We start from the raw sequence: 22,690 nt of genomic DNA on the forward strand, positions 1-22,690 counted from the left end.
ATCTTGCCGGTCCATGGCCCTGTTGGTGACGCTCTTTCGTGCTGACGGCTCCGCGGGTGTCGTTTCCGTCCAAGACGATGGGCGGTGGCGTTTCTTACCCTGGGCGGACCAGCTTGTGTTTGATCTACCAGGGGGTGTCGCCATGCGCGATCTTGTCTACACCGGCTTCATGTCGCTCGACGGCGTGCTGGATTCCCCGGGTGGCGGCCCGGGTGAGGAGCACCGCAGCGGCGGCTGGGTGATCAAGGACATTGAGGTCCTGCCCGAGGTCTTCTCGCTCAAAGATGAGGAGTTGCAGGACACGACCGCCCTGTTGTTCGGCCGGCACAGCTACGAGCTGTTCGCGCCGGTCTGGCGCGACTCGCCGGACCATGCCGCCTACAAGGAACTGCCGAAGTACGTTCTATCGACCACCCTGGCCGACGACGCGCTCCTCGACGGCTGGGGCCCGACGACGATCCTGCGCTCAACTCATGACGTCGCGGAACTCAAGAAGAGCGGTGGCGGCGCGATCTTCATACACGGGAGCGCTGCGCTTGCTCGCCGCCTCGCGGACGCGGGACTGATCGACAGGTACAACTTACTGCTCTTCCCGGTGCTACTCGGTGCCGGAAAGAGTCTGTTCAGCCGGGCAGACAACGACAAGCAGATGCTTCGTCTACGCGAGTCTGAGGCCTATCCGAACGGTGTGGTCAAGCTGATCTACGACGTCGTTCGCTGATTGAGGTCCAGCGAGATCGCGCCACGGACGCCTTCCCGCAGCTGCCGTGCCGTGTGCCCGATGTATTGGCGCAGGGCACGGGCCAGGTGCGGCTCGTCGAAGTATTCGAGTCTGGCGACGACATCGGCGACCGGCATACCGGCGGTCAGCAGGATCGATGCCTTCCTGGCACGCTCGATCTGCCGCACAGTGCCCTGGGTCAGCCCGGTTGCCGCGCGGAACCGGCGTTCGACGGTGCGTTCCGAGACCTTGGGAACGTGCCCCCGCCGGACCTCGGTGACGACCGGATCACGGACGACGGCTCCCGCGCGGACCAGACGCGTGACGAGCGCTTCGGCATCGTCGGGGCATGGGATCTCCCACCGGGCGCCGTCCAGCCGGAAGGTCCGGTGTGTGGTGTCGGGCAGCTCGATGCCGCCGTCGAGCAGCGCCCGGGTAGGCATGGTCCGCAGCGACGTGCCCAAGGCGAAGTCGATGCCGAGAAACGTCGCGCCGTCGGGCACGGGCGCGATGCTGGACCTGCTCCCCGGACCCGTGACGCTCGCGTAGGACCTGCCCTCGCGCTGCCAGAACACCAGACCCCAGCGCACCGCCGCGACGGAGGTCATCTCGAAGACCTGCTCGCTCGTCGAGGTCCAAACGGACTCGACCCACGGCGAGTCGGACGGACGCGTCTCGAGTAGCAGAGTCACACGAGCAGGGTAGTCGCCCGCACGCGACAATCCAGAGACCTCGGAAAGCTGCGCGTGATCCCGAAGGCCCGCTACCACGGCCGACGCGAACACTTCGACGCCACCAGGGCTCTTCGCCGACGTCGCGCCAAAGATCCTGATCTAGCGCGGACCCTCGGCAACGCGACGATCGGCTCGTTGATCCGCGATTCACCCCCGGCGGGTCAGCCAGAAGCTTCAGTTCCGTCCGACGCGAAGACGCGCACGTCCCACGCGCCGAGGTGCACCGCCGTGCCCGGCGCGACCGCGGCACCGCTCAGGGCGTCGGTCAGCGGCACCGGCGCCTCGACCGCGACGGGTTCCCAGCTCCAGTTGTGCACGACGTGGACCCGGCGCCCGTCCGGGGAGGTGGCGGTGGTGGCCGTGACGGAGGCCGGGAGGCGGCGCCATCCGCCGGTCGGCACCGGCGCGAGCCATGCGGCGAGGGCCTGGGCGAGGTCGCGTCCGGGTACCGTGCCGACGCAGGTGACTCGGCCCGCGCCGTGGCGGCGGGTAGTGACCGCCGGCCAGCGGCCGAAGTGCGGATGGTGGTACTCGACGAGCACATCGGCGTCCACGACGGTGAGGCCGTCGGCCCAGCGCGTCGCCGCCGCCCGCTCCGGCAGGTCGAGCGGCCCGCCCGAGGCGGCACGGACCGGGACATCGCGCACCAGGTTGCTGAACTCCTCGTAGCGGACTCCGGTGGCCTCGACGAGCCGTCCGGGCGCCGGCTCGTGTCGCGCGCGGGCCTCGTGGTCGGCGTAGCCGGTCCGCGGGCCGAGTACGAGGTGGCCGCCGGCGGCCGCGTAGGCGGCGAGCCAGTCGAGCGTCGCGTCGTCGGCGACATACAGCGCCGCGACGACCAGGACCGGATGCCGTCGCGCGGCCGACTCCGGCGTTGGGCCGGTCCGCTCACCGCTCGGGTCGTGCAACTGCCCGGCGTGGACGATGCGCACCTGCCGGCCGGCGTCGAATGCGCCGCGATAGAAGGGGTCGAAGATGCCGTGGTACGCCGCGGCGTCCGGTCCACCGTCCGCGGCAGACAGCGGCGGGTACTTCTGCATGAGCCAGTTGCTCGGCATCGAGTAGACCATCGTGATGTCGGCGTCGGGTTCGAGGGCGGCGACGAGGGGGCCGGCGGCGTCCAGTTCCGCGCCGAGGCGGGACAGCTCCGCGTACGTGCGGCCCGGCCGGCCGCTGTGCGGAAGGATCCCGCCCCAGTAGGTCTCCGCGCCGAAGTGCAGCGTGTGCCAGTGCCAGTACTCGATCATCTGCGCCCCGCGCGCGACGAGCGCCCAGGCCGCCTGCCGCCACTGGCCGTCGTACGCCGGCCGGTTGTCCCACGGCATGCCGATGGACATGGCGTTGGTCTCGGTGACCAGGAACGGCGCCTGGCGCGACGAGAACATGCGGTCTGCGCTCTGGTACAGCGCCCATACCCCGGTGGTCTTCCCGTGCTGTTCGACGTCGTCGTGGTCGCGGTCCGGCAGCGCCAGGGCATCCTGCATGACGTAGTACGGGTTGCCGGCGGCGACGTCGAGGCCTTCGGTCAGCTCGTCGTCGTGCACCGCGGGTCGGCCGTAGGCGATGCACGTGGTGACGAACTGGTCGCCGCGCGCGTACTCCCGGACGATGCCGGCCTGCCAGCCGATGAACTCGGTCGTCTGGCGGGCCTGGAACGCCCGCCAGGCGACGTCGTACTGGGGCTGGGCGTTGCCGTCCGGGGTCCACAGGTCCGCCCAGGTGGAGAGGCGGTGCGACCAGTAGACCAGGCCCCATTCGCGGTTGAGGGTCTCGACGTCGCCGTAGGTGGTGCGCAGGTGGTCCACGAATCGCTGGAAGACGCCGTGGTTGTGCAGCAGTTCGTTGCCGGGTTCGTTGTCCACCTGGAACCCGATGACTGCGGGGTGGCCGGCGTACCGGCCGACGATCTGCCGGATGACCCGCTCGGCGTGGAATCGGAAGCCCGGGTGGGTGAAGTCGACCTCCTGCCGCGCGCCCCATCCGATGCGCTGCCCGGTGGCCCGCTCGCCGGCGATCTCCGGGTACTGCCGGGCGAGCCACGGCGGCACGGCGTAGGTGGGCGTGCCGAGGATGACGGAGATGCCGCGTTCGTGTGCGCCGTCGAGCACCGGCTGGAGCCACTCGAGGTTGAACCGCCCGTTCTCCGGTTCCCAGGTCGACCAGACCGACTCGCCGACCCGGATGACGGTGAAGCGGGCGTCGACCATCAGGTCGAGGTCGGTCTTGAGTCGTTCATAGGGCTGGTACTCGACGTAGTACGCGGCGCCGAAGAGGACGCGGGCGGGGAGCACTGCCATGGGGGGAACCTCCGAGGTGGAGCGGTCGGTCATTGCTTGACGCTGTCGGTGGCCAGCTCGCTCTGCCAGTACCGCCGCAGGAGCAGGACGGCCACGACGAGCGGGACGATCGAGAGCATGGACCCGGTCACCACGAGTACGACCGTGTCGCTGTTCGTAGGTCCGCCCCCTGCGGTCTGGGAGGCGCAGGAGGCGAGGCCCCACGTCGGGAGCACCGGTACCGGCCTGCAACGCCGTGCGCAGCTTGGTGTACTCCGGGGCGCCCTGACCGGCGTTGGCCACCTTGACAGCCGGGTACTTCTGCTCGAACAGCGCCACCTCTTGCGCGATGTCCGGAACCCAGGCCCCAGAACGTCAGCTCGGTCGCGGTCGACATCGCCTTGTCGATGTCGGCCTGGCTCACCGCCGCGGTGGCGGAGGTACCGCCGCCCTTGCCGTCGCCGCCGCACGCGGCCAGCGCGGCACTCGACGACACCGCTGCGGCCGAGGCAAGCAAGGTTCGGCGGCTTACCGGGGACTGTTGGGGACGATGTGGCCATGGTCAACTCCCGTCGCAAGGGTAGCGGGACCGGCGCGTCGGGCAACGGCGTGTTGGGGACAGGGGGTATCGAGAGGTGTGCGTCCGCGCGGGTGCTACCGCCGCTGGTCGGCGACGGCCGTGGGGGCATCGGGTGACGTGCCGCCGTAGGTGGAAAAATCGACGCTGATCACGGGCGCGGCGGATGCGACTTCGCTGCCGGCGGGCTGACCGTGCGGGCCACCGTGGGCTGGGGGATCGCTCGGCGGCCACGTCCCGGGAGCGGCCGGGGCGGCGGTGGTGCCGTCGAGGCGCGGACGACGAGCTCGACCGGTTGGTCGGCCGCCGGTGCAAGCTCGACGTCCGGCTTCTCGATGACCTGAACCAGCAGCGCGAGGCCCTGCCGCGTGACCTCGTCGAACGGCTGCCGCAGGGTGGTGAGCGGGGGAGTGACGTAGGCGGCGACCGGGATGTCGTCGAACCCGACGACGCTGATGTCCTCGGGCACGCGGCGCCCGGCCTCGAGCTGCGCGCGGATGAGACCGATTGCCATGTCGTCGTTCGCGGCGAACACCGCGGTCACGGTGCTGTCGCCGGCCAGTTGCCGGCCCGCCGCGTAGCCGGACGCGGCCGACCAGTCGCCCTCGACGACCGGCGGCTCGTCCGCGCCGTGGGCTCGCAGCGCCTCGCGCCAGCCGGCGAGACGGTCCCGTGCCGAATACCACCGCTGCGGGCCGGCCAGGTGATGGACGGTCGCGTGCCCCAGCTCCAGCAGGTGCTCGGTCGCGGCCCGCGCGAGCCGGCCCGCGCCGACCCTGGCGGTCACGACCTGCCGCGCGGTGAAGGTGGGCGGCGCGCCGAGGACCAGGACCGGCACGTCGACGCTGATGGGGCCGACGCCCTCGTCGATCGGCTCGGAGATGATGACGCCGTCCACGCCCTGGTCCAGCAGCGACGCCAGGGCGCTCGCGATGCCGCCCGGGTCGCCCTCCATCGTGGTGGCCACCCGCAGCGTGTAGCCCACCTCCCGGACCGCCCGCTCGATGCCCATGAGCCACGACGCCGGCCCGTACAAGGCGCTGCCGAGCGTCACCACGCCGATCGACCGGGTCCGCCCGGAGGCCAGCGCCCGGGCCGCCTGGTTGCGCCGGTAGCCGAGCTCCTCGGCGGCGTCCAGGACCCGCCGGCGCACGTCGGCCGAGACATACGGCTCGTCGTTGAGGACCCTGGACACCGTCTTCTGGGATACGCCGGCCAGCCGCGCGACGTCCACGCTGCGCGGCGTCGGAGGGCTTCCACCCGGCCCCGCCAATCGCGTCACGGCATCTCCCATCGCCGGCCATAGTCCTGTATGTTTGCGTAGTCATGTCTACGCAGTCAGACACTCACCGTTAAGTTCCCGTAACCCGCCCGTGACGCTGGCGAAGCACGTTCCTTGCCAGCAGCCTAACTTCAGTTTCGAACCGAACAAGTCAGGCCGCGTCGCCCGCCGACTTCGCCGAGGACCACAGTGCTGTCCATATGTCACGCGGTCGGGTGCCGCAGAGGCGAATCGGTTCGCTATTCGATCGACGCTGCGGCGGTGGGTCGGCGACACGGAGTGCCTGAGCGCGATGCCCTGGCACTCCAAAGGGGTCGTACTCATCGGCAGCCACTCGAGGCTTGTGAGGCATCAGGAGCAGGAAGTAACCGTCTTGAAACCTTGACTTCACGCTCCAGACACCCATTAATACATATCTATGTATCTGGGCCGTAACCACCCTTCCCGGGTGGTCGGCGACGCCGGCAGATTTGTCGAATCGATTCGAGTATCGGCCTTGCGGCTGTGCCCTGAACCGGTGTTGCGGAGCTGTCGGGTGAGTCACAGGAGGGTTACCGTGCATCGTACGAACGTCCACTGGGGTGGCCGATTGTCGGCGTTGGCCAGAGGGCTGGCCGCGACCGTGGCGCTCGCCCTGCCCCTGACGCTGGGTGGTCTGACCCTGGCGACCCCCGGGTCGGCCCTGGCCGCGCCGGTCGCGACGCAGAGTGTCGCGGCCGCCGGAGTTGACGGTGTGGCGGCCGGTAACGCTGCGATCACCTCGGTCGATCTGAGCGGGACGTGGAACTTCACGCCCGCGGGTCGGGGGGCGACCACGATCGCGGTGCCCGGTGGCGGCTGGTACAAGCAGGGCTTCACCACCGTGAACGAGGCGGTGTACTCGCGCAGCATCACCGTGCCGGACTCGGGGCAGCCGCAGTCGACCTGGATCGAGTTCGGCGCCGTCAACCACCAGGCGACACTGTCGGTCGACGGCCGCGTGGTCGCCACCCAGACGACGGCGTTCACCCCGTCGAACTTCGACATCAGCGCATACGCGGCGCCCGGCACCACCCACACGATCACCGTGAACGTGAAGGGCCGCGGCGCGTTGAAGGCATCCAACGGCCGGTACCTGGTGCCCGACGCCGCCACGTGGTCCGAGGCGATACCGCAGGGAATCTTCGGGTCCGCGTTCCTGCGGGTGTACCCGGCGGTATACGTCAGCGACACATTCGTGCGTACGTCGGTGGCGAACAAGACGCTGACCTACGACGTGTCGGTGCGTAACACGTCGGACAGTTCCCGGTCGGTGACGTTGACCGGGTCGCTGTCGTCCAGCAACGGAACGGCTTTCAGCTACCCGGCACTGCCCAGCCGTACGGTCACCGTGGCGGCCCGCTCAACCGTGACCGTGACTGTGGGGCCGGTCGCGTGGAACCTCGACAGCACCTCGTACTGGTGGCCCAATGTGCCGTACCGGTCGGGGTACCGGGCGCAGCTGCACGGGCTGACGGTGCATGCGGTCACCGACGACGGCCGGACGAGCGACGCCACGTCCCGGTTCGGGTTCCGAGAGGCCACCCAGAACGGTGACTACTACTACCTCAACGGCGTGCGCGTGAACTTCCGTGGCGACAACCTCCAGGGTGGCGACTACGACCGGATCAACAACGGCGGCAAGGGCGACGCGTACCACACCCTGCCCGGTTTCCTGCCCCCGTCGTCCGGCAACGGCGGCTGGCCGCAGGCGGTGGACAACTACCAGCGGCTGAACTACAACGTGGTGCGCATCCACCAGGAGCCCGGAAGCCCGTACATGCTGGATGTCGCCGACGAGATGGGCCTGATGATCATCGACGAGGTCGCGATTCGCGGCTCTCAGTCCTCGCAGGAGTGGCAGAACTCCGTCGGGCGCGACAACATGATCAACCACGCCCGTGCGCTGGTCCTGCGCGACCGCAACCACCCCGCGATCATCCGCTGGAGTCAGAACAACGAGCCGAACCAGAGCGGCCAGGATTCCGAGCAGTTCGAGAAGGACCTGTACGCGGCGATGAACGGCGCCGACGGCACCCGGCCGATCATTGTCGAGGTGGGCGTCGGCAACAATGTCAGCCTGTATCCCGGGATGACGTACGCCAACTTCGCGGTGATCCCGCACTACGTCGACGGCTTCGGCAGGTACGGGGAGGGCCTGGTCAGCGTGAACGGGCGGCCCGACGGCGAGGGCGAGTTCATCTGGCCGGCATGCAACAACAAGCAGGGCTTCGAGTGGTTCGCCACCGCGACTGCTGCCAAGCGCGGCAAGGGCGCCACCGACTTGCGCCCGTACACGCTGCTGTCCGCCTGGGCCAGCGTCGTGCCGGGCGTGCGGTCCACCGACTTCACCCCGGAGGAGGGCGGTCACCCCATCTACGGCGTGGACAACCTGCCCGATCCGTGGAGCAACGCGCAGATCCAGCGTGTGCAGGCGGCGTTCAACCCGGTGGCCGCGATCGACCTCCCGTACTGGTCCGCCTCCGGCAATTCGGACTCCAACGGCAGCTTCCCGCTGGCGCAGGCGGTGCCCAGCTACGCCCGCAACGCCACGGTGACCCGCAACATCACCGTGTTCAACGACGACCTCACCAACACCTCGGTGGGCTTCACCTGGACCGCCCGGCTCGACAGCCCGACCGGCGCGGTCGTCGCGTCCGGCAACAGCACCCTGACCGTCCCACTCGGCTCGCGGGTCACCCAACCGGTGTCCTTCACCGCCCCCGCCACCGGCAGCCGCGTGTACCTACAACTGTCGACCGCCAAGTCCGGCAGCACCGTCTTCACCGACGCGGTCGAATACCTCAACCTCAGTGGAAGCGGCGGCGGAACCGGGCCCGCAGCAGGCACCTACCGCATCGTCAACCGCAACAGCGGCAAGCCCCTCGCCATCGCCGGCAACTCCACCGCCGACGGCGCCAAGGCCGTCCAGCAGAGCGGCAGCCCCACCTGGACGATCAGCACCACCCAGGACGCGTACACCCTGCGCTACACCGCCTCCGGAAAGATGCTCGACGTCAACGCCGGCAGCACCACGCAGGGCCTGCAGCTACAGCAGTGGTCGGCCAACGGCGGTGCCAACCAGTCGTGGTACCTGCGGCCCACCGGTGACGGCTACTACACCATCGTCAGCCGCAGCAGCGGACTCGTGGCCGACGTCTCCGGCGCCTCGACCAGCGACGGGGCGCAGGTCGTGCAGTGGGCCGCCAACGGCGGGACCAACCAGCAGTGGCAGTTCGTACCCGCCTGACCAGTAGCAGAGGTGGGTGTCAAGTTCGGCCGCCGGTAACGGTCTGCCGATTGTCGCGCCGACTCGGGGGCACGCTTTGTGCGCCCGAGTCGGCCGCGACCCAATCACGGTGGGACACGAGCTACCGATCCGGACAGACGCGGGCCTGGTCCGCTCGCTACCCGTACGTGGGCCAGGCCCGGGCGTCGCGGCTGAGTGCACGGACGGTCGAGCGCGCGTACAGGCAGTTGGAGTCCGCTGGCTACTCCCGAACCATCCTGCGGATGCAGCTGAGCAACCGACATGTCGGGTTCTACGGCCTCGACAACCGCCCGCGACCGGCGTGGCCCCAGTGCGTGTCCGCATGCCCGCTTCCGCATACTGATCTGCCGCCGACTGAGCGCGGTGTCGGTGAGGCGCTTACCGCCAAGCGCCCTCTCGGCTCTGCCTCGGACAATACTGTGGCGCGTCGAGGTCCGGGTCGAGGACACTCGCGATCATGCTGGCTTCATGTCGTAGCGTCACGGATCTGGTCGCCGCGCAGGCGCGCGGGGAACGGATCAAGTTTCTGTTCTTCTGGGGGCACCAGCCGGAGCGCGACGGCCGGGTCGGCGCCGGATGCTTGAGTCAGTGGTGGCCAACGCCGTTCATGATCGACGGGCTCGTCTTCGCGACCGCCGAGCACTACATGATGTGGCGCAAGGCCACCGTGTTCGGTGACGACGCGATGGCCGAGCGGGTTCTCGCCGCGCCGCACCCACACGCGGCCAAGGCGCTCGGCGGCCGGGTCGTCGGCTTCGATCAACGGACCTGGGACGATCACCGCTTCGAGATCGTGGTGGCCGGCAACCTGGCTAAGTTCGGACAGCACGCCGCGCTGCGCGAATTCCTGGTCGGTACCGGAAGACGGGTTCTCGTCGAGGCCAGCCCGGTGGACCGGATCTGGGGTATCGGGCTAACCCGAGAGGACCCCGTCGCCTCCGAACCGGCTCGCTGGCGGGGCCTCAACCTGCTCGGGTTCGCGCTCATGCAAGTTCGCGACGTCCTCCACGAACAGCCGGAACGGTAGCCGTCGCTAGACGCCTAGGTCACGGACTCGCCACGATCCGTGCGCTACGGGGCGTCATGCGAAGAAGGGCAGGCGGCGTCGGGACTGGCCGATGACAGTGCGCCTCGTCCTGGACGTACCGCCGCCGTGCCCTGCGGAAGCGGGAGTCGGGGGTTAGGTATGGAACACCCGGACGTAGATCCCTGGGCCTTGCTGCCTGAAGCCGATCTGTTCGAAGGTACTGTTTGCCACCGACAATGCCGGTTTAGACACGACCTGGACGCCAGCAGCGCCGGCCGCCACGGCACGCTGTATGGCCTCTCGGATCAGCCTTAGGGCAACCGCTTTCCCGCCTTCAGTCTGTTCGGCGACGACATCATCGATACGGGCCTTCACTCCGCCGGGCGCCTGGTAAACCGCGAGCGTGAGTGTGCCGCAGATGCTCCCGTTCTGCCGGGCGACGAATAGCTGGTACTCAGGCAACGCGATCATGCGGGCCAAAGCTTGCGGGCTCAGACGACTCGGCCGGCTCGACAACTTTGGCACATCTCGGCAAAACGCTTCGATGCTCTCCGCGTCGAGAGCCTCGACGAGTTCCACCTCGACGTCCACGGGAGGCACGATACGTCGTACAAGCCGGTTCAGCTCCTACACTGCATCCGGATCTGCCGCTTTGGGTGCCCAGTGGGCAGCTGCGGCACAGGCTGGCTCACTGCGCCAGCTCGCGGATATGCGAGATCAGCGCACCGAGCGGCGGGCGCCGCGCGGTTTGGGCAGGTGGTTGACGATCCAGAGCCACACAGGGTTTCCCCGGCCGGCGTACGCCGCATCCGCTTCCCGGGAGGCCTCCACCGCGGCGAAGCCGTAGTCGCGCATGCCTTCCTCGTATTGGGCTATCGCCGCGATGATGTCGCTGCCGGTGGTGAGGGCAGCGCACAGGTTCGCCGCGTCCATCAGCGCGGTGTTCGCGCCTGAGCCGCGGGCCGGGCTCATCGCGTGGATCCCGTCGCCGAGCAGTGTCACCCGGCTTGGCGCCCAGGCGGCGACGCGTTCGCTGCTGCGGACCCGGATGAAGAAGGTCTCATCAACGGCCGTCCGGGCCAGCAGTGCACGCAGGTCGGGGTGCCACGAACGGATCGCCCGGCACGCGACGGCATGTAAGGCCGCAGGGTCGGCCACGGCCAGTTCGGTGTCCGGCGCGCCAAGCCGATCGCGTCCGGCGGACAGACCCCACATCAGATAGTCCCCGGTCGGCGTGACGCGTATTCCAGGCGCGATCTCGGCCGCCGCGTCCTCGGGTGCCCGCTGAAACTCGACCAGCCCAGCGGCCAAACCGACATCGCCACCGATGATGGCGGTGAACCCTTCGTACATGGCCGGCGGGATCAGCCGCCGCGCAGCGTCGTCCAATGGGACCTTGCCGTAGATGACCCTCGAGCCGGTGTCCACGACCGGTGCGTCCGGCAACAGTGTGCGGCGCACGACGGAATTCACCCCGTCCGCGCCGACAAGCACGTCCGCGGCCTCGGTCGACCCGTCCGCGAAGCGCAGGGTCACACCGTCGGCCTCCTGCGCGTACCCGACGAGCTCACGGCCGAAGTGGATCCGAGCGTCGAGCCCCGCGGCGAGGATTTCCCGCAGCGTGCCCCGGTCGACCGAGGTAGACAGCGTCGCCGGATCGCCCGGGTCCAGGTTCGGGTCAACTGCCATGCGGCGCAGGACGCGCAGCTGTGCGGTCAGTACCGTGACCACGGTGCTGCGCCGGCCCGTCGTGGCGAGGAAGAGCCGGAACAACTCGGGCGGCAGACACCTCTGCAGCGCCAGCCCGGCCCGCGCGTCCAAGTGCAGCCGGTAGCCCTGCCGGCGGACGTCAAGGCCACTGTCCCGCTCGTAAACGTGCACATCGACGCCGTCCCGCACCAGCCCCTGCACCAGACACAATCCGCCAAGACCGGCGCCGGCCACCGCTACCCGCATGACGCCTCCCACCTCACGCCATCCGAACCGCGAGAAACGCCGGAGCCAAGCGGCCGACAGTGCATCCCGACAACGCTCGGCGCATCGAAACCTGCCCGCGAAACAGCCACGAACCCCCACAGTAGCGATCACCGCAACAACCGGATCTGCCGCTCCAGGTGGGCTGGCGTTCATTGCCGGTGGTGACGCACGGTCCTCGGGTGGTCCTGGGGCAGGTCGACCAGCAGTACGCCGCCCTTGCAGTCGGCTTGCTCGACGGCGAGGGTGAGTGGTCGATCACCGAGCGTTTGGGCGTAGGTTGGCCTTCCGCGCACCCGCCACCGGTAGACCACGCTGTCGACCGGGATGAGCCGAGAGCCCTTCTTGGCCAACGCCACGTCGATCCGTTCGCTATCCGATGCCAGGGCGGCAGCTAATCACGCCGTACCGGCGGGTGGGGACGCAGGCGGGCGCAAGACGTCGTCAACCGGCCACCATCGATGACAGTCAAGACGCCGCGTGAGCGATTGTCACCACCTGTGGATCGGTGGTTCAGGGGACGTAGACGAGGTTCACGCGGTAGCGGTATCCAGGTCCGTTCTCGAAGACGTCGACATCGAGCACCAGGTCGCTCCTGCCTTCCTCTTCGGTCCAGAGGTCGACCAGGCAGCGCCAGTGATCGCCGAACCACAATGCGACTGATGTGTTCCAGGATTGGTCTGGTGGGGTGATCAGCGTGACGTCACCGTAGTTGTCAATCGCCTGGCGGCATTTCTGCGAGATTTCGGTAGGAACTGGGTCTACCGGCGGCAGGCCTGCGCCGATGGCGGCGTCTCGTCCCACCAGCGAGTCCACGACCGCCTTGAGCGTCGGCCGCCAAGCCTCTGGAATGGGACCTTCGAGCGAGGCATCCTTCACCGGATCGCCCACGTGTGCCTCCTCTGCGATGCCAACGTGTGATTGGGTGATCTTGGTTGGGTGGCGGCGGGGGCCTTGGTGGCCGGGGTGGCCGCGGGGCGTCCGACGAGTTTGCCGTGTTCGAAGCGGGCGTCCACACGCACGAGCGCGACGAGGTGGGGTGCGTTGGCCGCCCGCTAGCGGGCTCGGGTACTCGTAGGAGGAGAGCCGCTCGCCGAGATCGCCGGTGGTTATCGCGACGGCGTTGGCGAACGTGGCGCCGTAGACGAGCTTGAACGCGGCGACGGCACGGCGGGCGTGGTCACGGTCCTCGGTTCCGACTTTCGGCCAGGGCCTTCTTCGCGTTCGAGCCGGGCCAGACGCGGCGTCATGAGCAGGCTCGCCCGATCAACGTGGGAACGGGCGCAGGGGCGACGTGTCGCCCACGGACCAGTTGTGACCGAACGGGTCCGTGAAGCCACCTTGACGGTGCGTCCCCCAGGGCACGCGGTGATCCTCGATTGCCGCTCCGGCGACTGCGCCGGCCGCGACGGCGCGCTCGATGAAGGTGTCGGGATCATCGACGAACACCTCGATGCGGGTGCTCGTGATTCCGACCTGGCCAGGACTCGTCTCTGTCGGGTTCTCGGGATTGACCTGGTGGAGGAAGAAGGGGGCGCCGCTGATCGCTAGGCCGGCCACGCCACCAAGGTTCCACAGCTCCGTCGCGCCGAGCGCAGTCCGGTACCAGGCGACTGCGGCCTCTGCATCGGAGACGATCAACATCACCGAGATCACTGGCGATGCGGCGAGCACCGTATCGCTGGATGAGGCGGAACGACTCTTCGGTTCCTCGGTCATGCCCACAGCATGCCGGACACCGCCAGCGGCGTCTCCCCACCTACCCAAGATGAATCGCCAGGTCGAGGCCGAGGTGACCACCGCGACCTGACCGGACGCGACTCGGGGGTCACCGGCGCAGCCGGTGACCCCCGAGTCCTGTTCGTGTGAGACGAGGTCAGGTCACCAGTTGCCGAGGACGAGGCGTCCGTTGACGGGGGTGATGTTGTAGGGGCCGGAGGTGTACCAGCGGCCGAGGCTGGTGAGGCCTTGGTTGAAGGTGTAGTAGCCGAAGGTGTTGTTGCCGAGGTCGTAGGCCATGACGATGTCGGCTTTGCCGTCGCCGGTGACGTCGCCGGCGGCGACGCGGTTGCCGACGTTGGCGAGGTCGAAGTTGCCGGTGCCGACGTAGTCGGTGGTGCGGTTGAAGGTGGTGCCGGTGCTGGTCCAGCGGTGGATGGTGGTGGTGCCGTCGCCGTCGTCGTGGATGAGGGCGGGTTCGGCTTTGCCGTCGCCGGTGAAGTCGGCGACGACGAGGCGTCCGGCGACGGGGTCGAGGTTGTATTGGCTGGAGGTGTAGAAGCGGCCGAGGCTGGTCAGGCCTTGGCTGTAGACGTAGTAGCCGAAGGTGCCGTCGCTGATTTGGTAGGCCATGACGATGTCGGCTTTGCCGTCGCCGGTGACGTCGCCGGCGGCGACGCGGTCGCCGACGTTGGCGAGGTCGAAGCTGCCGGTGCCGACGTAGTCGGTGGTGCGGTTGAAGGTGGTGCCGGTGCTGGTCCAGCGGTGGATGGTGGTGGTGCCGTCGCCGTCGTCGTGGATGAGGGCGGGTTCGGCTTTGCCGTCGCCGGTGAAGTCGGCCACGACGAGGCGTCCGGCGACGGGGTCGAGGTTGTATTGGCTGGAGGTGTAGAAGCGGCCGCGGCTGGTCAGGCCGGCGTCGAAGACGTAGAAGCCGAAGGTGCCATCGCTGATCTGGTACGCCATGACGATGTCGTCGGTGCCGTCACCATCGACGTCACCCGAGGCCATCCGATCGCCCACGTTCGCGAGGTCGAAGGAACTCTCACCCTTGTAATCGGTCGTGTGGTCGAACGCCGTACCGGTCGAATTCCAGCGGTGGATGGTCAGGGTGCCGTCGCCGTCGTCGTGCCCCAACGCCGGCCCCTTGCGCGCCGTCGCCCCCGCGATCAGGCCGGTGCGCCGGATCGGCTTGTACGTCCTCAGGTCGCTGGCGCTGTTGAACCCACGACTGCCGACGTTGTTGTCCTTGTACGGGTTCTGGACCGTCTGGCCGTCGTCGTTGAAGGAATAGACGTAGGCGCCCTTGCTGTGGTCGTTCCGGTCGGCCCAGTGCGAGAAGAGTTCGATGTGGCCGCTGCGGACCATCGCGTCGCCGGCCTGGAAGCTGTCGATGCTGCCGAGGGTGTCCCAGCGGGAGTTGTTCCCCTGGAAGTCGTCGGTGATGTAGCTGGTGTTCAGGTGCCAGGCCATCGACACGAGACCGGAGCAGTCGCGCCGGTAGGTCTTGTCGCCGTCCATGTCGCTCGCCCAGGAGCCGGTCTGGGTGTAGGTGAGGTCCCGGTCCACCCAGTTCTGTGCACGGGACAGGACCTCGCTGCGGCTGATCGGGCCCTCGATGGTGGAGGCCTGGGCCGGCGCGGACGACACGCTGACCAGGCCAGCGGCGGCCATCGTGATGGTGCCGAGGATCGCGGCCGGTCTGCGGGCTCGGAAGCGACGCATGGGTCTTCCCTTCGTGGTGGGGATGAACGGAGTGGTCGCGAACGTGGATCGAGGTGCACGACAGCCATTGGCTGGACCCAATGCGACAGGTAAAGTCGCAGCGCACAAGCCACCGTGGGGCCTGCCCTCGATGGCTGGTCCCGCTTGGTCCTGCTGTGCGGTTGTGTGTTCGCGACCCTTTCGTCGGAGGTGGGATGAGGGCCGTCCACTCCGGTGAGTGGTCCGCGAGCTGCCGGTGCGGTGGCTGGCAGAACCCTCGCAGCCACATCAGGTAGCGAACCTGGATGGATCCTTGACAACTTCGGACGCCCTGCTCGCGGGCCGTCCAGCGGCGCTACGGACGCGGGGGCGAAGCCGTGGAACTATGCATACTGGGTGATCTTCGCGTGGTCGCGGCCGGCCGGCCGCTCGAGTTGGGGCCACCGAAGCAACGGCTGGTGTTCGCCGCGCTCGCCGTGGACGTGGGCCGCAGCGTGCCGATCGAGGCGCTGGTCGACCGGGTCTGGGACGACGCCCCGCCGGCTGACGCCCGGGGCGTCCTGTACACGTACCTCACCCGAATCCGGCGGATCCTGGTCGCGGCCCAATCCGCCGAGACGGTCCCGATCACGGTCGGCCGCAGTCAGACCGGCTATCTGCTCGACATCGACCCGGACCGCGTCGACCTGCACCGCCTGCGCCGCTTCGCCGAGCAGGCCCAGGGCCTCGCGGCGGCCGACCCCGACCGGGCGGCGCTGCTGCGGGAGGCGGTCGAGCTGTGGCGGGGCGACCCGCTCGACGGGCTGCCCGGCGCCTGGGCGGCCCGGGTTCGGGAGGGCCTGTCCCAGCAGCTCGTCCGAGTCCTGCTCGACTGGGCCGACAGCGAGATCGGCCAGGGCCGGCCGGGGCAGGTCGTCGACCGACTCACGGTGGCCCTGGAGCGCAGCCCGCTCGTCGAGCCGCTGGCCGTGACCCTGATGCGCGCCCTGTACTTCGACGGTCGCCGAGCCGAGGCACTCGACCTGTACGCCCGGACCCGCGTCAAGCTCGCCGACGAGTTGGGCATCGACCCGGGCACCGACCTGCAGGACCTGCAGGACCTGCAGCGGGAGATCCTGCGGGGCACGCTGCGTGCGCCGAGGGTGGCCGCGGCCCCTGTCGAGGTGCCCGGAGTGGCGCAGCCCGCTGCCGCCGTGCCCACGCGTGTCGAGGTGAAACCGGAGCCGGCACACCATGCTCCGCCGGGACCCGGCTGTCAGCTTCCGGCCGACCTGCCCGACCACGTCGGCTGTGAACCGGAGATCTCCTGCGCGTTGAGTGTGCTGCAACCCGGCGATGGGCGCCTCAAGGACAACGCCGCGCCCGTGGTGATCCTTTCCGGCCCGGGCGGCGTGGGTAAGACGGCGCTCAGCATCCGGCTCGCATACCTCCTGCGCCACTCGTACCCCGACGGGCAGATCTTCGTCACCCTCGCCGGCCGAGGCGGCGACTCCGGGGAGGCCCTGGACCGGGTGCTGCGGGCCCTGGGCGCCACGAACATCCAGCAGTTGCCCACTTTGGAGGACAAGCTCGGACAGTACCGCGCCATGCTGAGCGGACGCCGATTCCTCATCGTGCTCGACTCGGCGGTCAGCGCCGAGGAGGTTCGCCCGCTCGCGCCCGGTGGGCCGGGCAGCGCCCTGATCGTGTCCAGCCGGGCCCTGCTGACCACCATCCCGGGCGCCGAGCAGATCGAGGTGCCGTTGCTCGACCGGGCCGACTCGGTCGTCCTGTTGGAGCGCATCGTCGGGCCAGGCCGGGTGGCCGCCGAGCCGGAGGCGACCGCCGCGCTTGTCGAGATGTGCGCTGGCCTGCCGCTCGCCCTGCGGATCGTCGGCGCCCGGATCGCGGCCCGACCGCACCGCCGGATCGCCCGCCTGGCCGAGCGGATGCGCGACGAACGCGCGAGGCTCGACGAGATGACGGCGGACGGGCTGGCCGTCCGGGTCAGCGTCGCGGTCGGCTACCAGGCGCTCGACCCACCGGCCCGTCTTGCGTTCCGGTTGCTCGGCTTTCTCGGGGTGTCGAGCTTCGCGGAGTGGCTGGTGGCGGCACTCGTCGGCGGCTCGATGGACGACGCCGAGGAACTGCTGGAACAGCTCGCCGACGCCCGCCTGGTGACCGCCGTTGCGGACCCGACGCACCGACTGCTCCGGTACCACATGCACGACCTGGTCCGGCTGTTCGCCAGGGAACGCGCCGTCGAGGAGGACAGCGACGACGCGCTGCGCGCCGCGGTGGCCAGAGTGCTGGTCACGGCCACCGAGCTGGGTGAGCGGCTCAACCAGCGGCTGCCGTACGCCATCCCGCCGCTGTACCGGCAGGCGCCGCTGCCGGTGGACGTACCGGCCGTCCCGCTTCCGGCGGATCACCAGCTACCCGGTTGGCTGGAGGTCGAGGCGCCGACGCTGATCGTCGCGGTGGAACGGGCCGCGGAGCTCGGCATGGACGTGGCGGCGTGCGCGCTGGCGGACGCGTTGGTCTACGCCTCCTTCGCGGTCCGCAACGACTTCGTCGGCTGGGGACGCACCCACGCGGCGGCGTCGGCCGCCGCCCGGGCGGCCGGCAACGTGGTCGGCGAGGCGGTGATCGAGTGCGGCATCGCGCTGCTGCGCTACAAGGAGGACCGGTTCGCCGAGGCCGAACGGAACTTCCGGACCGCCATCGACCTGTTCGAAGCCGCCGGCCACGAGCACGGGTCGGCTGCGGCGCGCAACGGTCTCGGCACCGTACTGCGTGAGGTGGGCCGGCATCGCGAGGCGGTCCCGCTGCTGACCACAGCCGCCGAGGTGCTGGGCCGCTTGGGGGGCGAGACCGCCGCCGCGCACGCGACCTACGGCATCGGCTACTGCCTGCGGGAGCTCGGCGACGACGAGGCGGCACTGAGCTGGATGGGTCGTACCGTGGACACCTACCGTTCGCTGGGCCACGCTCGCGGCGAGGCCATCGCCGCCCGGGGGATCGGCCTGGTACATCGGGCCCGGGGTGAGCTGGCCGAGGCGGAGCGCTGGTGCCTCCGCAGCCACGACCTGATCCTGGCGAGCGGCGACGAGTTGCTCGCCTGCTACACGGAGCAGGCGCTGGCGAAGGTGTGGATCCGGCAGGGCAGGTTGAGCCGGGCGCAGGAGCCGTTGGAGCGCGCCCTCGGGACGTGCCGGCGGCTGCACGACCGGTTCGGGGTGGCGCTGGTCCAGCGGACCGTCGGCGAACTGCACCTGGCGGCCGGCCGGCCGGACGTCGCCCTGGAGAACCTTCGGCTCGCGTACGACGGATGGGTCGAGCTGCACCACGATCTCGGTGCCGCACGGACGCTGCGCGACCTGGGTGCGGCTCATGCGGCGCTGGGCGACGTCGCGTCCGCCCACCAGGCATGGGAGACCGCCGCGGCGACGTTCCGCCGGCTCGGCACCCGCGAGGCCGACGAGGCGTCCGGCTGGCACGAGCGGTGGGCATGCGGTTGCGAGGCGACCGCGCCGGTGGGCGTGGCCGTGTCGGTTGCCCACCCGGCCTGAACCCACCCTGGCCTGCGCTTCCAGGTTTCGTCCAGATCGCCGGCAGGCCGGCTCCCTAGCGTCGGAGCAGCACCGGGCGCCCACCCGGGCAGCAGCTTCGACGAGATGGAGAGACGTTTCATGACGATCCGACGCAGCAGCGCGTACCTGGTGGTGGCGGTGGCCCTGGCCCTCCCGGCGGCCGGATGCGCGCACGCCGACCGCGCCGGTGCCGCGGCCGGTGGCCCGGCACCGGCCTTGTCCGGGCCGACCGCCGCGCCGGACCCGGCGGGCACCGCCGTCGGACCGCAGGCGACGCCCACCACCCTCGGCGTCCCCGCGCCACCGGCTTCCGCCCCGGACCCGGCCCGCCCCGGTACGGAATCCGGCCGAACGGTCGACCCCGCCTCCGCCGCCACCGGGCCCGCCCGGCTCGCCGCCCTGCCGAGCACCGACACCGACCCGTCCTGCCGGCCGCCGGTCCTGCTCGAGGCCACCGGCGCCGCGCTCAACGGGCAGAGCGTCACCGACGTGCAGGTGCTCGGCTGCCGCAACGGCTTCGCCCGGCTGATGGCGATCGCCCCGCAGTCGGCCTCCATCCCCGGTGGCGACCAGGTATTCCTGCGCAAGGACACCAAGGGCTGGCGGGTCGTCGGACGTACCTCGGCATCCACCGACTGCGGCGACCCCGGCCTGGTCACCGCGGTCCGGGCGGTCTGCGCCGGTCTGGCCTGACGGCCGGCGGCGGCCTCCGGGCCGGGCGGGCCGGCCGGAGGGGGAGACCGTCCGGCTCGCGGGCCCGACGAGCGGCAGTGCCGAAGACGACGGATACTCGCCTGATGACTGGACCGGATCTCGACCCCGAACAGTATCCTCCCATCGACCCACGTGAACCGGTGCCCGACGACGCGGGCGTCCTTCTGCCCGGCGGACCGGACGAGCTGCCCGAAGCCCCGCACGAACCGTCGCCAGACGATGGTGGCAACGCCGGCGGCGTGCGCGAGCCGGCATAGACAGCGCCGCGACCGGCGGATTCTCCTCGCCGACCGCGAAGGCGTCAGCGTCGGCGCCCCGGGGAGTCGGTAGGGCGGGAGTCCGCCCATGCCACTGAGCGCGCATCTGATCTTGGCGAGACGCGCTCAGCCTTGGCGAAACGGGCGAGTGATCGGGTGCTTCTGATGAGTTGCTTCGCCTTTGTGCGTGGACGTATTGCGGCGTAGGTGCAGGGCGAAGGCGGTGATCCAGGTCCAGCCGACTCCGATGGTGAGGCGCTGATACAGGCCGCGGTGTTCGGGTACGGCCAGGCCTTGGATGAGCAGGAGCATGGTCACGCCGGCCGCCGCGCTGGTTACCGTCCAGACCCAGGAGCGACGTCGGGCCGAGCAGATGGCCCAGGTGAAGGTCAAAAGCGGTAGGGACAGAAACGCGATGCCGCCGGCGGCGTTGTGCGCGGTGCCGGTCCAGGTGTGCTGAGGCTGCCCGGCGACATCGGTGGTGAACAGCCCGGAGGCGATGAGGGCTACGCCGAACAGGCCGGTCAGGGCCGCCGCGGTCCGGGCGGCTGAGCGGGGGCGCAGGGCCCGGCGGACACCGAGGGCGAATACCACGAACAGCGAACCGCACACGAGGAAGTTGGTGGTCTGGATCCAGCCGGTCGATCCGGTGGCCAGTTCGCTGACGGACTGGCGGATCGGGCGGTATCCGGGCTGCAGCGCGCCACCAACGATGATCACGATGCCGAACAGAGGACCGGCGGCGGCGCCGCATGCGAGGAGCCGCCGGGTGGTGATGTCTTTCTTCATCGCTCTATTGGGCGTGCCAGAGCTTGATCTTGGTAGCGGCAGCCGTCGGTCGGTACGGGGCCGATGGCGGGGTTCCGAACCTACTTTCGTCGGTACGGGAGGGACGGGTTCCCGGTTCCGACCTACGGTTGTCGCGTGGTGGTAGCCAGCTTGAGTGGGTCGGATGCGGTCGCCGAGCGGGATGACCCGCCGAGGCAGCGGTTGGTCGACGCTGCGGTGGTAGCGGTTGCGTTGCTCTCCGGACTGGTGTTGTTGGCCGGGACGACCGCCGATCTTCGGGGCGGTGGCGGCCTCACCGCGGTGGTCTTCGCGGCGGCGGCCGGCGCGCTGTGGTGGCGCCGGAGCGCACCGGTCACCGTGGCCTGGGTTGTTTTCGCTGGCAGTGCCGTCCTGGCCGCCGTCGAGACCATCGGCTCGGGCGGCTCGATCCGGCCGGGTGAGGACACGGTTGTGTTCCTCACTTCGGCTGCCCCGTTCGCGGCCTATGCGGTCGCGGTGTACGCGAGGCGTCGCGTGTCGGGTTGGGCGGCCGTGGTCGCTCTCTTGGTTGCGGCCACGGCACCGTGGCCGCTCTCGTGGGTGCGGCTCCGTTCCAGCCTGGTGTTGCTCGGTGTGCCGGTCTTTGCCGGCCTGTACCTGGCGGCGCGGCGCCGCATGATCAACATGCTGCGCGAGCGGGCCCGGCGGGCCGAGGCCGACCGGTACGCGGAGGCCGAGCGGGCCGCCGCAGGTGAACGTGCCCGGCTTACCGCCGAGATGCACGATGTGGTGACACATCAGGTCAGCCTCATCGTGCTGGAGGCCGGTGCGCTCGGGCTCACCGCAGCCGATGAGGCGACTCGGGTTGCCGCCGAACGGATCCGAGAGGCCGGCTGCGCCGCGCTCGACGACCTTCGCGACCTGGTCCGAGTCCTGCCTGAGCAGCCGCCTGCCCCCGAGCCGGCGCCGGAGCCGCTGCCAGATCTGCGACCACTGGTGGGTGCGGCGGCCCTGGCGGTGATCGGTACCCCGGTGCCGGTGTCCCCGGCGGTCGGTCAGGCGGTGGTCCGGGTCATCCAGGAAGCGCTGACCAATGTGCGCAAACACGCGCCTGGTGCCCGTGTCGAGGTCGGGGTGCAGTACGAGGGCGGCGGCGTGCGAGTCCTTGTCCGCAACGGAGTAGTTCGGTCGGCGGCGGACGCGCGGCTGGCCGCTTCCGGAGCGGGGACCGGGCTGCACGGGTTGCGGCGTCGGGTCGAACTGCTCGGCGGCACGTTCGCGGCCGGACCCGAGCCCGGGGGCGGCTTTACGCTGCGGGCTCTGCTGCCCGGTGCGCAACCCGACAGGCCGTCATGATCCGGGTCGTGGTGGCCGACGACGATCCGTTTGTCGGCGCTCACCTGCGGACAATCCTGGCGAGCGCCGGCGACATCGAGGTCGTGGACACCGCGACAGACGGGGCCGCAGCGGTCGAGGCCGCCATCCGGCACCGTCCGGACCTGGTCCTGATGGACCTTCGCATGCCCGGCGTCGACGGACTGGTCGCCACCGAGCAGATCGCCGCCCTGAACCCGGCCCCGGTCGTGGTGGCGCTGACCACGTTCACCGCCGATCGGTATGTGGCCGCCGCGCTGCGCGCCGGAGCCAGCGGGTACGTACTCAAGACCACGCCGCCGCGTGAGTTCGCCGACCTCATCCGCACCGCCGCCGCCGGCCACACGATCCTGCCGCCCGGTGCGGCCCAGGTCCTGCTGCCCGCCGACCCGGCGGTGACGCTGCCGAACGGACTGTCCGCACGGGACCGCGAAATCCTGACCGGCCTGGGCCGCGGCCTGACCAACGCTCAACTGGCGGCCCACCTGCACCTCACCGAGGCCACCATCAAGGGCTACGTCTCGCGGGTCCTGACCCGGCTCGGCTGCACCAACCGGACCGAGGCGGCCCTGCTCGCCCAGCGCGCCGGACTCGTCACGTACGAATGACCCGAACCCGACCGGCACCGTGGGGACAATGCCGCCTGACAACTCGATCGGCTGCACGCTCAAGCCGCTGACAAGGCGCCGCCAGCCACGCCAT

The 22,690-nt window shown here is 69.9% G+C and carries 17 protein-coding genes; 7 read left to right on the plus strand and 10 right to left on the minus strand.

What is annotated here, in order from left to right; genetic code table 11:
- Positions 1-142: 142 nt before the first annotated feature.
- Positions 143-721, plus strand: a complete 579-nt coding sequence (locus ACQP03_RS10155; RefSeq protein WP_357123179.1) for a dihydrofolate reductase family protein — start codon at positions 143-145, stop codon at positions 719-721.
- Here ACQP03_RS10155 and ACQP03_RS10160 read toward each other — a convergent pair.
- From ACQP03_RS10160 to ACQP03_RS10170, 3 genes are all read right to left on the minus strand, one after another.
- On the minus strand, positions 703-1,413 hold the full coding sequence (locus ACQP03_RS10160; RefSeq protein ID WP_357394136.1) for a helix-turn-helix domain-containing protein: 711 nt from the start codon (positions 1,411-1,413) through the stop codon (positions 703-705). The two genes, ACQP03_RS10155 and ACQP03_RS10160, sit on opposite strands and share 19 nt — an antisense overlap.
- A gap of 203 nt (positions 1,414-1,616) precedes the next feature.
- The gene (locus tag ACQP03_RS10165) at positions 1,617-3,752 is read right to left on the minus strand and encodes a beta-galactosidase (protein ID WP_357394095.1); all 2,136 of its coding nucleotides are present in this window, start codon (positions 3,750-3,752) and stop codon (positions 1,617-1,619) included.
- A 707-nt stretch (positions 3,753-4,459) separates the two neighbouring features.
- Positions 4,460-5,590 (minus strand): LacI family DNA-binding transcriptional regulator, encoded by a 1,131-nt coding sequence (locus tag ACQP03_RS10170; RefSeq protein ID WP_357394097.1) that lies wholly within the window; start codon positions 5,588-5,590, stop codon positions 4,460-4,462.
- Positions 5,591-6,146: 556 nt separating this feature from the next.
- Between ACQP03_RS10170 and ACQP03_RS10175 the strand changes: the two genes are divergently transcribed.
- Entirely contained in the window at positions 6,147-8,858 is a 2,712-nt protein-coding gene (locus ACQP03_RS10175) for an RICIN domain-containing protein (protein WP_357394099.1), read from the plus strand.
- 478 nt (positions 8,859-9,336) lie between these two features.
- Positions 9,337-9,906, plus strand: a complete 570-nt coding sequence (locus ACQP03_RS10180) for an NADAR family protein (protein ID WP_357171397.1) — start codon at positions 9,337-9,339, stop codon at positions 9,904-9,906.
- A 153-nt stretch (positions 9,907-10,059) separates the two neighbouring features.
- Here ACQP03_RS10180 and ACQP03_RS10185 read toward each other — a convergent pair whose 3' ends face one another.
- The 6 genes from ACQP03_RS10185 to ACQP03_RS10210 form a co-directional block, all read right to left on the minus strand.
- Positions 10,060-10,497 (minus strand): GNAT family N-acetyltransferase, encoded by a 438-nt coding sequence (locus ACQP03_RS10185; RefSeq protein WP_357394100.1) that lies wholly within the window; start codon positions 10,495-10,497, stop codon positions 10,060-10,062.
- Between the two features lie 126 nt (positions 10,498-10,623).
- Positions 10,624-11,862, minus strand: coding sequence for an FAD-dependent oxidoreductase (locus ACQP03_RS10190; protein ID WP_357394102.1), 1,239 nt, complete (start codon positions 11,860-11,862; stop codon positions 10,624-10,626).
- 170 nt (positions 11,863-12,032) lie between these two features.
- A complete protein-coding gene (locus ACQP03_RS10195; RefSeq protein ID WP_357123203.1) occupies positions 12,033-12,239 on the minus strand; it encodes a hypothetical protein in 207 nt (68 codons plus the stop codon).
- A 154-nt stretch (positions 12,240-12,393) separates the two neighbouring features.
- Positions 12,394-12,771 (minus strand): DUF7668 domain-containing protein, encoded by a 378-nt coding sequence (locus ACQP03_RS10200; RefSeq protein WP_357123206.1) that lies wholly within the window; start codon positions 12,769-12,771, stop codon positions 12,394-12,396.
- Positions 12,772-13,146: 375 nt separating this feature from the next.
- Positions 13,147-13,599 carry a VOC family protein gene (locus tag ACQP03_RS10205; RefSeq protein ID WP_357394104.1) on the minus strand — a complete coding sequence of 151 codons (453 nt, stop codon included), beginning with the start codon at positions 13,597-13,599 and terminating at the stop codon, positions 13,147-13,149.
- A gap of 162 nt (positions 13,600-13,761) precedes the next feature.
- The gene (locus ACQP03_RS10210; protein WP_357123212.1) at positions 13,762-15,324 is read right to left on the minus strand and encodes an FG-GAP repeat domain-containing protein; all 1,563 of its coding nucleotides are present in this window, start codon (positions 15,322-15,324) and stop codon (positions 13,762-13,764) included.
- Positions 15,325-15,680: 356 nt separating this feature from the next.
- Between ACQP03_RS10210 and ACQP03_RS10215 the strand changes: the two genes are divergently transcribed.
- Together ACQP03_RS10215 and ACQP03_RS10220 are read left to right on the plus strand one after the other, a co-directional pair.
- Positions 15,681-18,854, plus strand: a complete 3,174-nt coding sequence (locus tag ACQP03_RS10215; protein WP_433460830.1) for an AfsR/SARP family transcriptional regulator — start codon at positions 15,681-15,683, stop codon at positions 18,852-18,854.
- A gap of 120 nt (positions 18,855-18,974) precedes the next feature.
- Positions 18,975-19,568 (plus strand): hypothetical protein, encoded by a 594-nt coding sequence (locus ACQP03_RS10220; protein WP_357123218.1) that lies wholly within the window; start codon positions 18,975-18,977, stop codon positions 19,566-19,568.
- Between the two features lie 404 nt (positions 19,569-19,972).
- Here ACQP03_RS10220 and ACQP03_RS10225 read toward each other — a convergent pair whose 3' ends face one another.
- The gene (locus ACQP03_RS10225) at positions 19,973-20,635 is read right to left on the minus strand and encodes a DUF998 domain-containing protein (protein ID WP_357394108.1); all 663 of its coding nucleotides are present in this window, start codon (positions 20,633-20,635) and stop codon (positions 19,973-19,975) included.
- Between the two features lie 135 nt (positions 20,636-20,770).
- Here ACQP03_RS10225 and ACQP03_RS10230 point away from each other — a divergent pair, with 135 nt between their 5' ends.
- Together ACQP03_RS10230 and ACQP03_RS10235 are read left to right on the plus strand one after the other, a co-directional pair.
- A complete protein-coding gene (locus tag ACQP03_RS10230) occupies positions 20,771-21,970 on the plus strand; it encodes a sensor histidine kinase (protein WP_357394110.1) in 1,200 nt (399 codons plus the stop codon).
- Positions 21,971-21,978: 8 nt separating this feature from the next.
- Positions 21,979-22,596, plus strand: coding sequence for a response regulator transcription factor (locus ACQP03_RS10235; protein ID WP_357123227.1), 618 nt, complete (start codon positions 21,979-21,981; stop codon positions 22,594-22,596).
- The last annotated feature ends 94 nt before the right edge of the window (positions 22,597-22,690 follow it).

This window comes from Micromonospora sp. CA-248212 (genome assembly GCF_050948405.1).
Taxonomy (GTDB): Bacteria; Actinomycetota; Actinomycetes; order Mycobacteriales; family Micromonosporaceae; genus Micromonospora.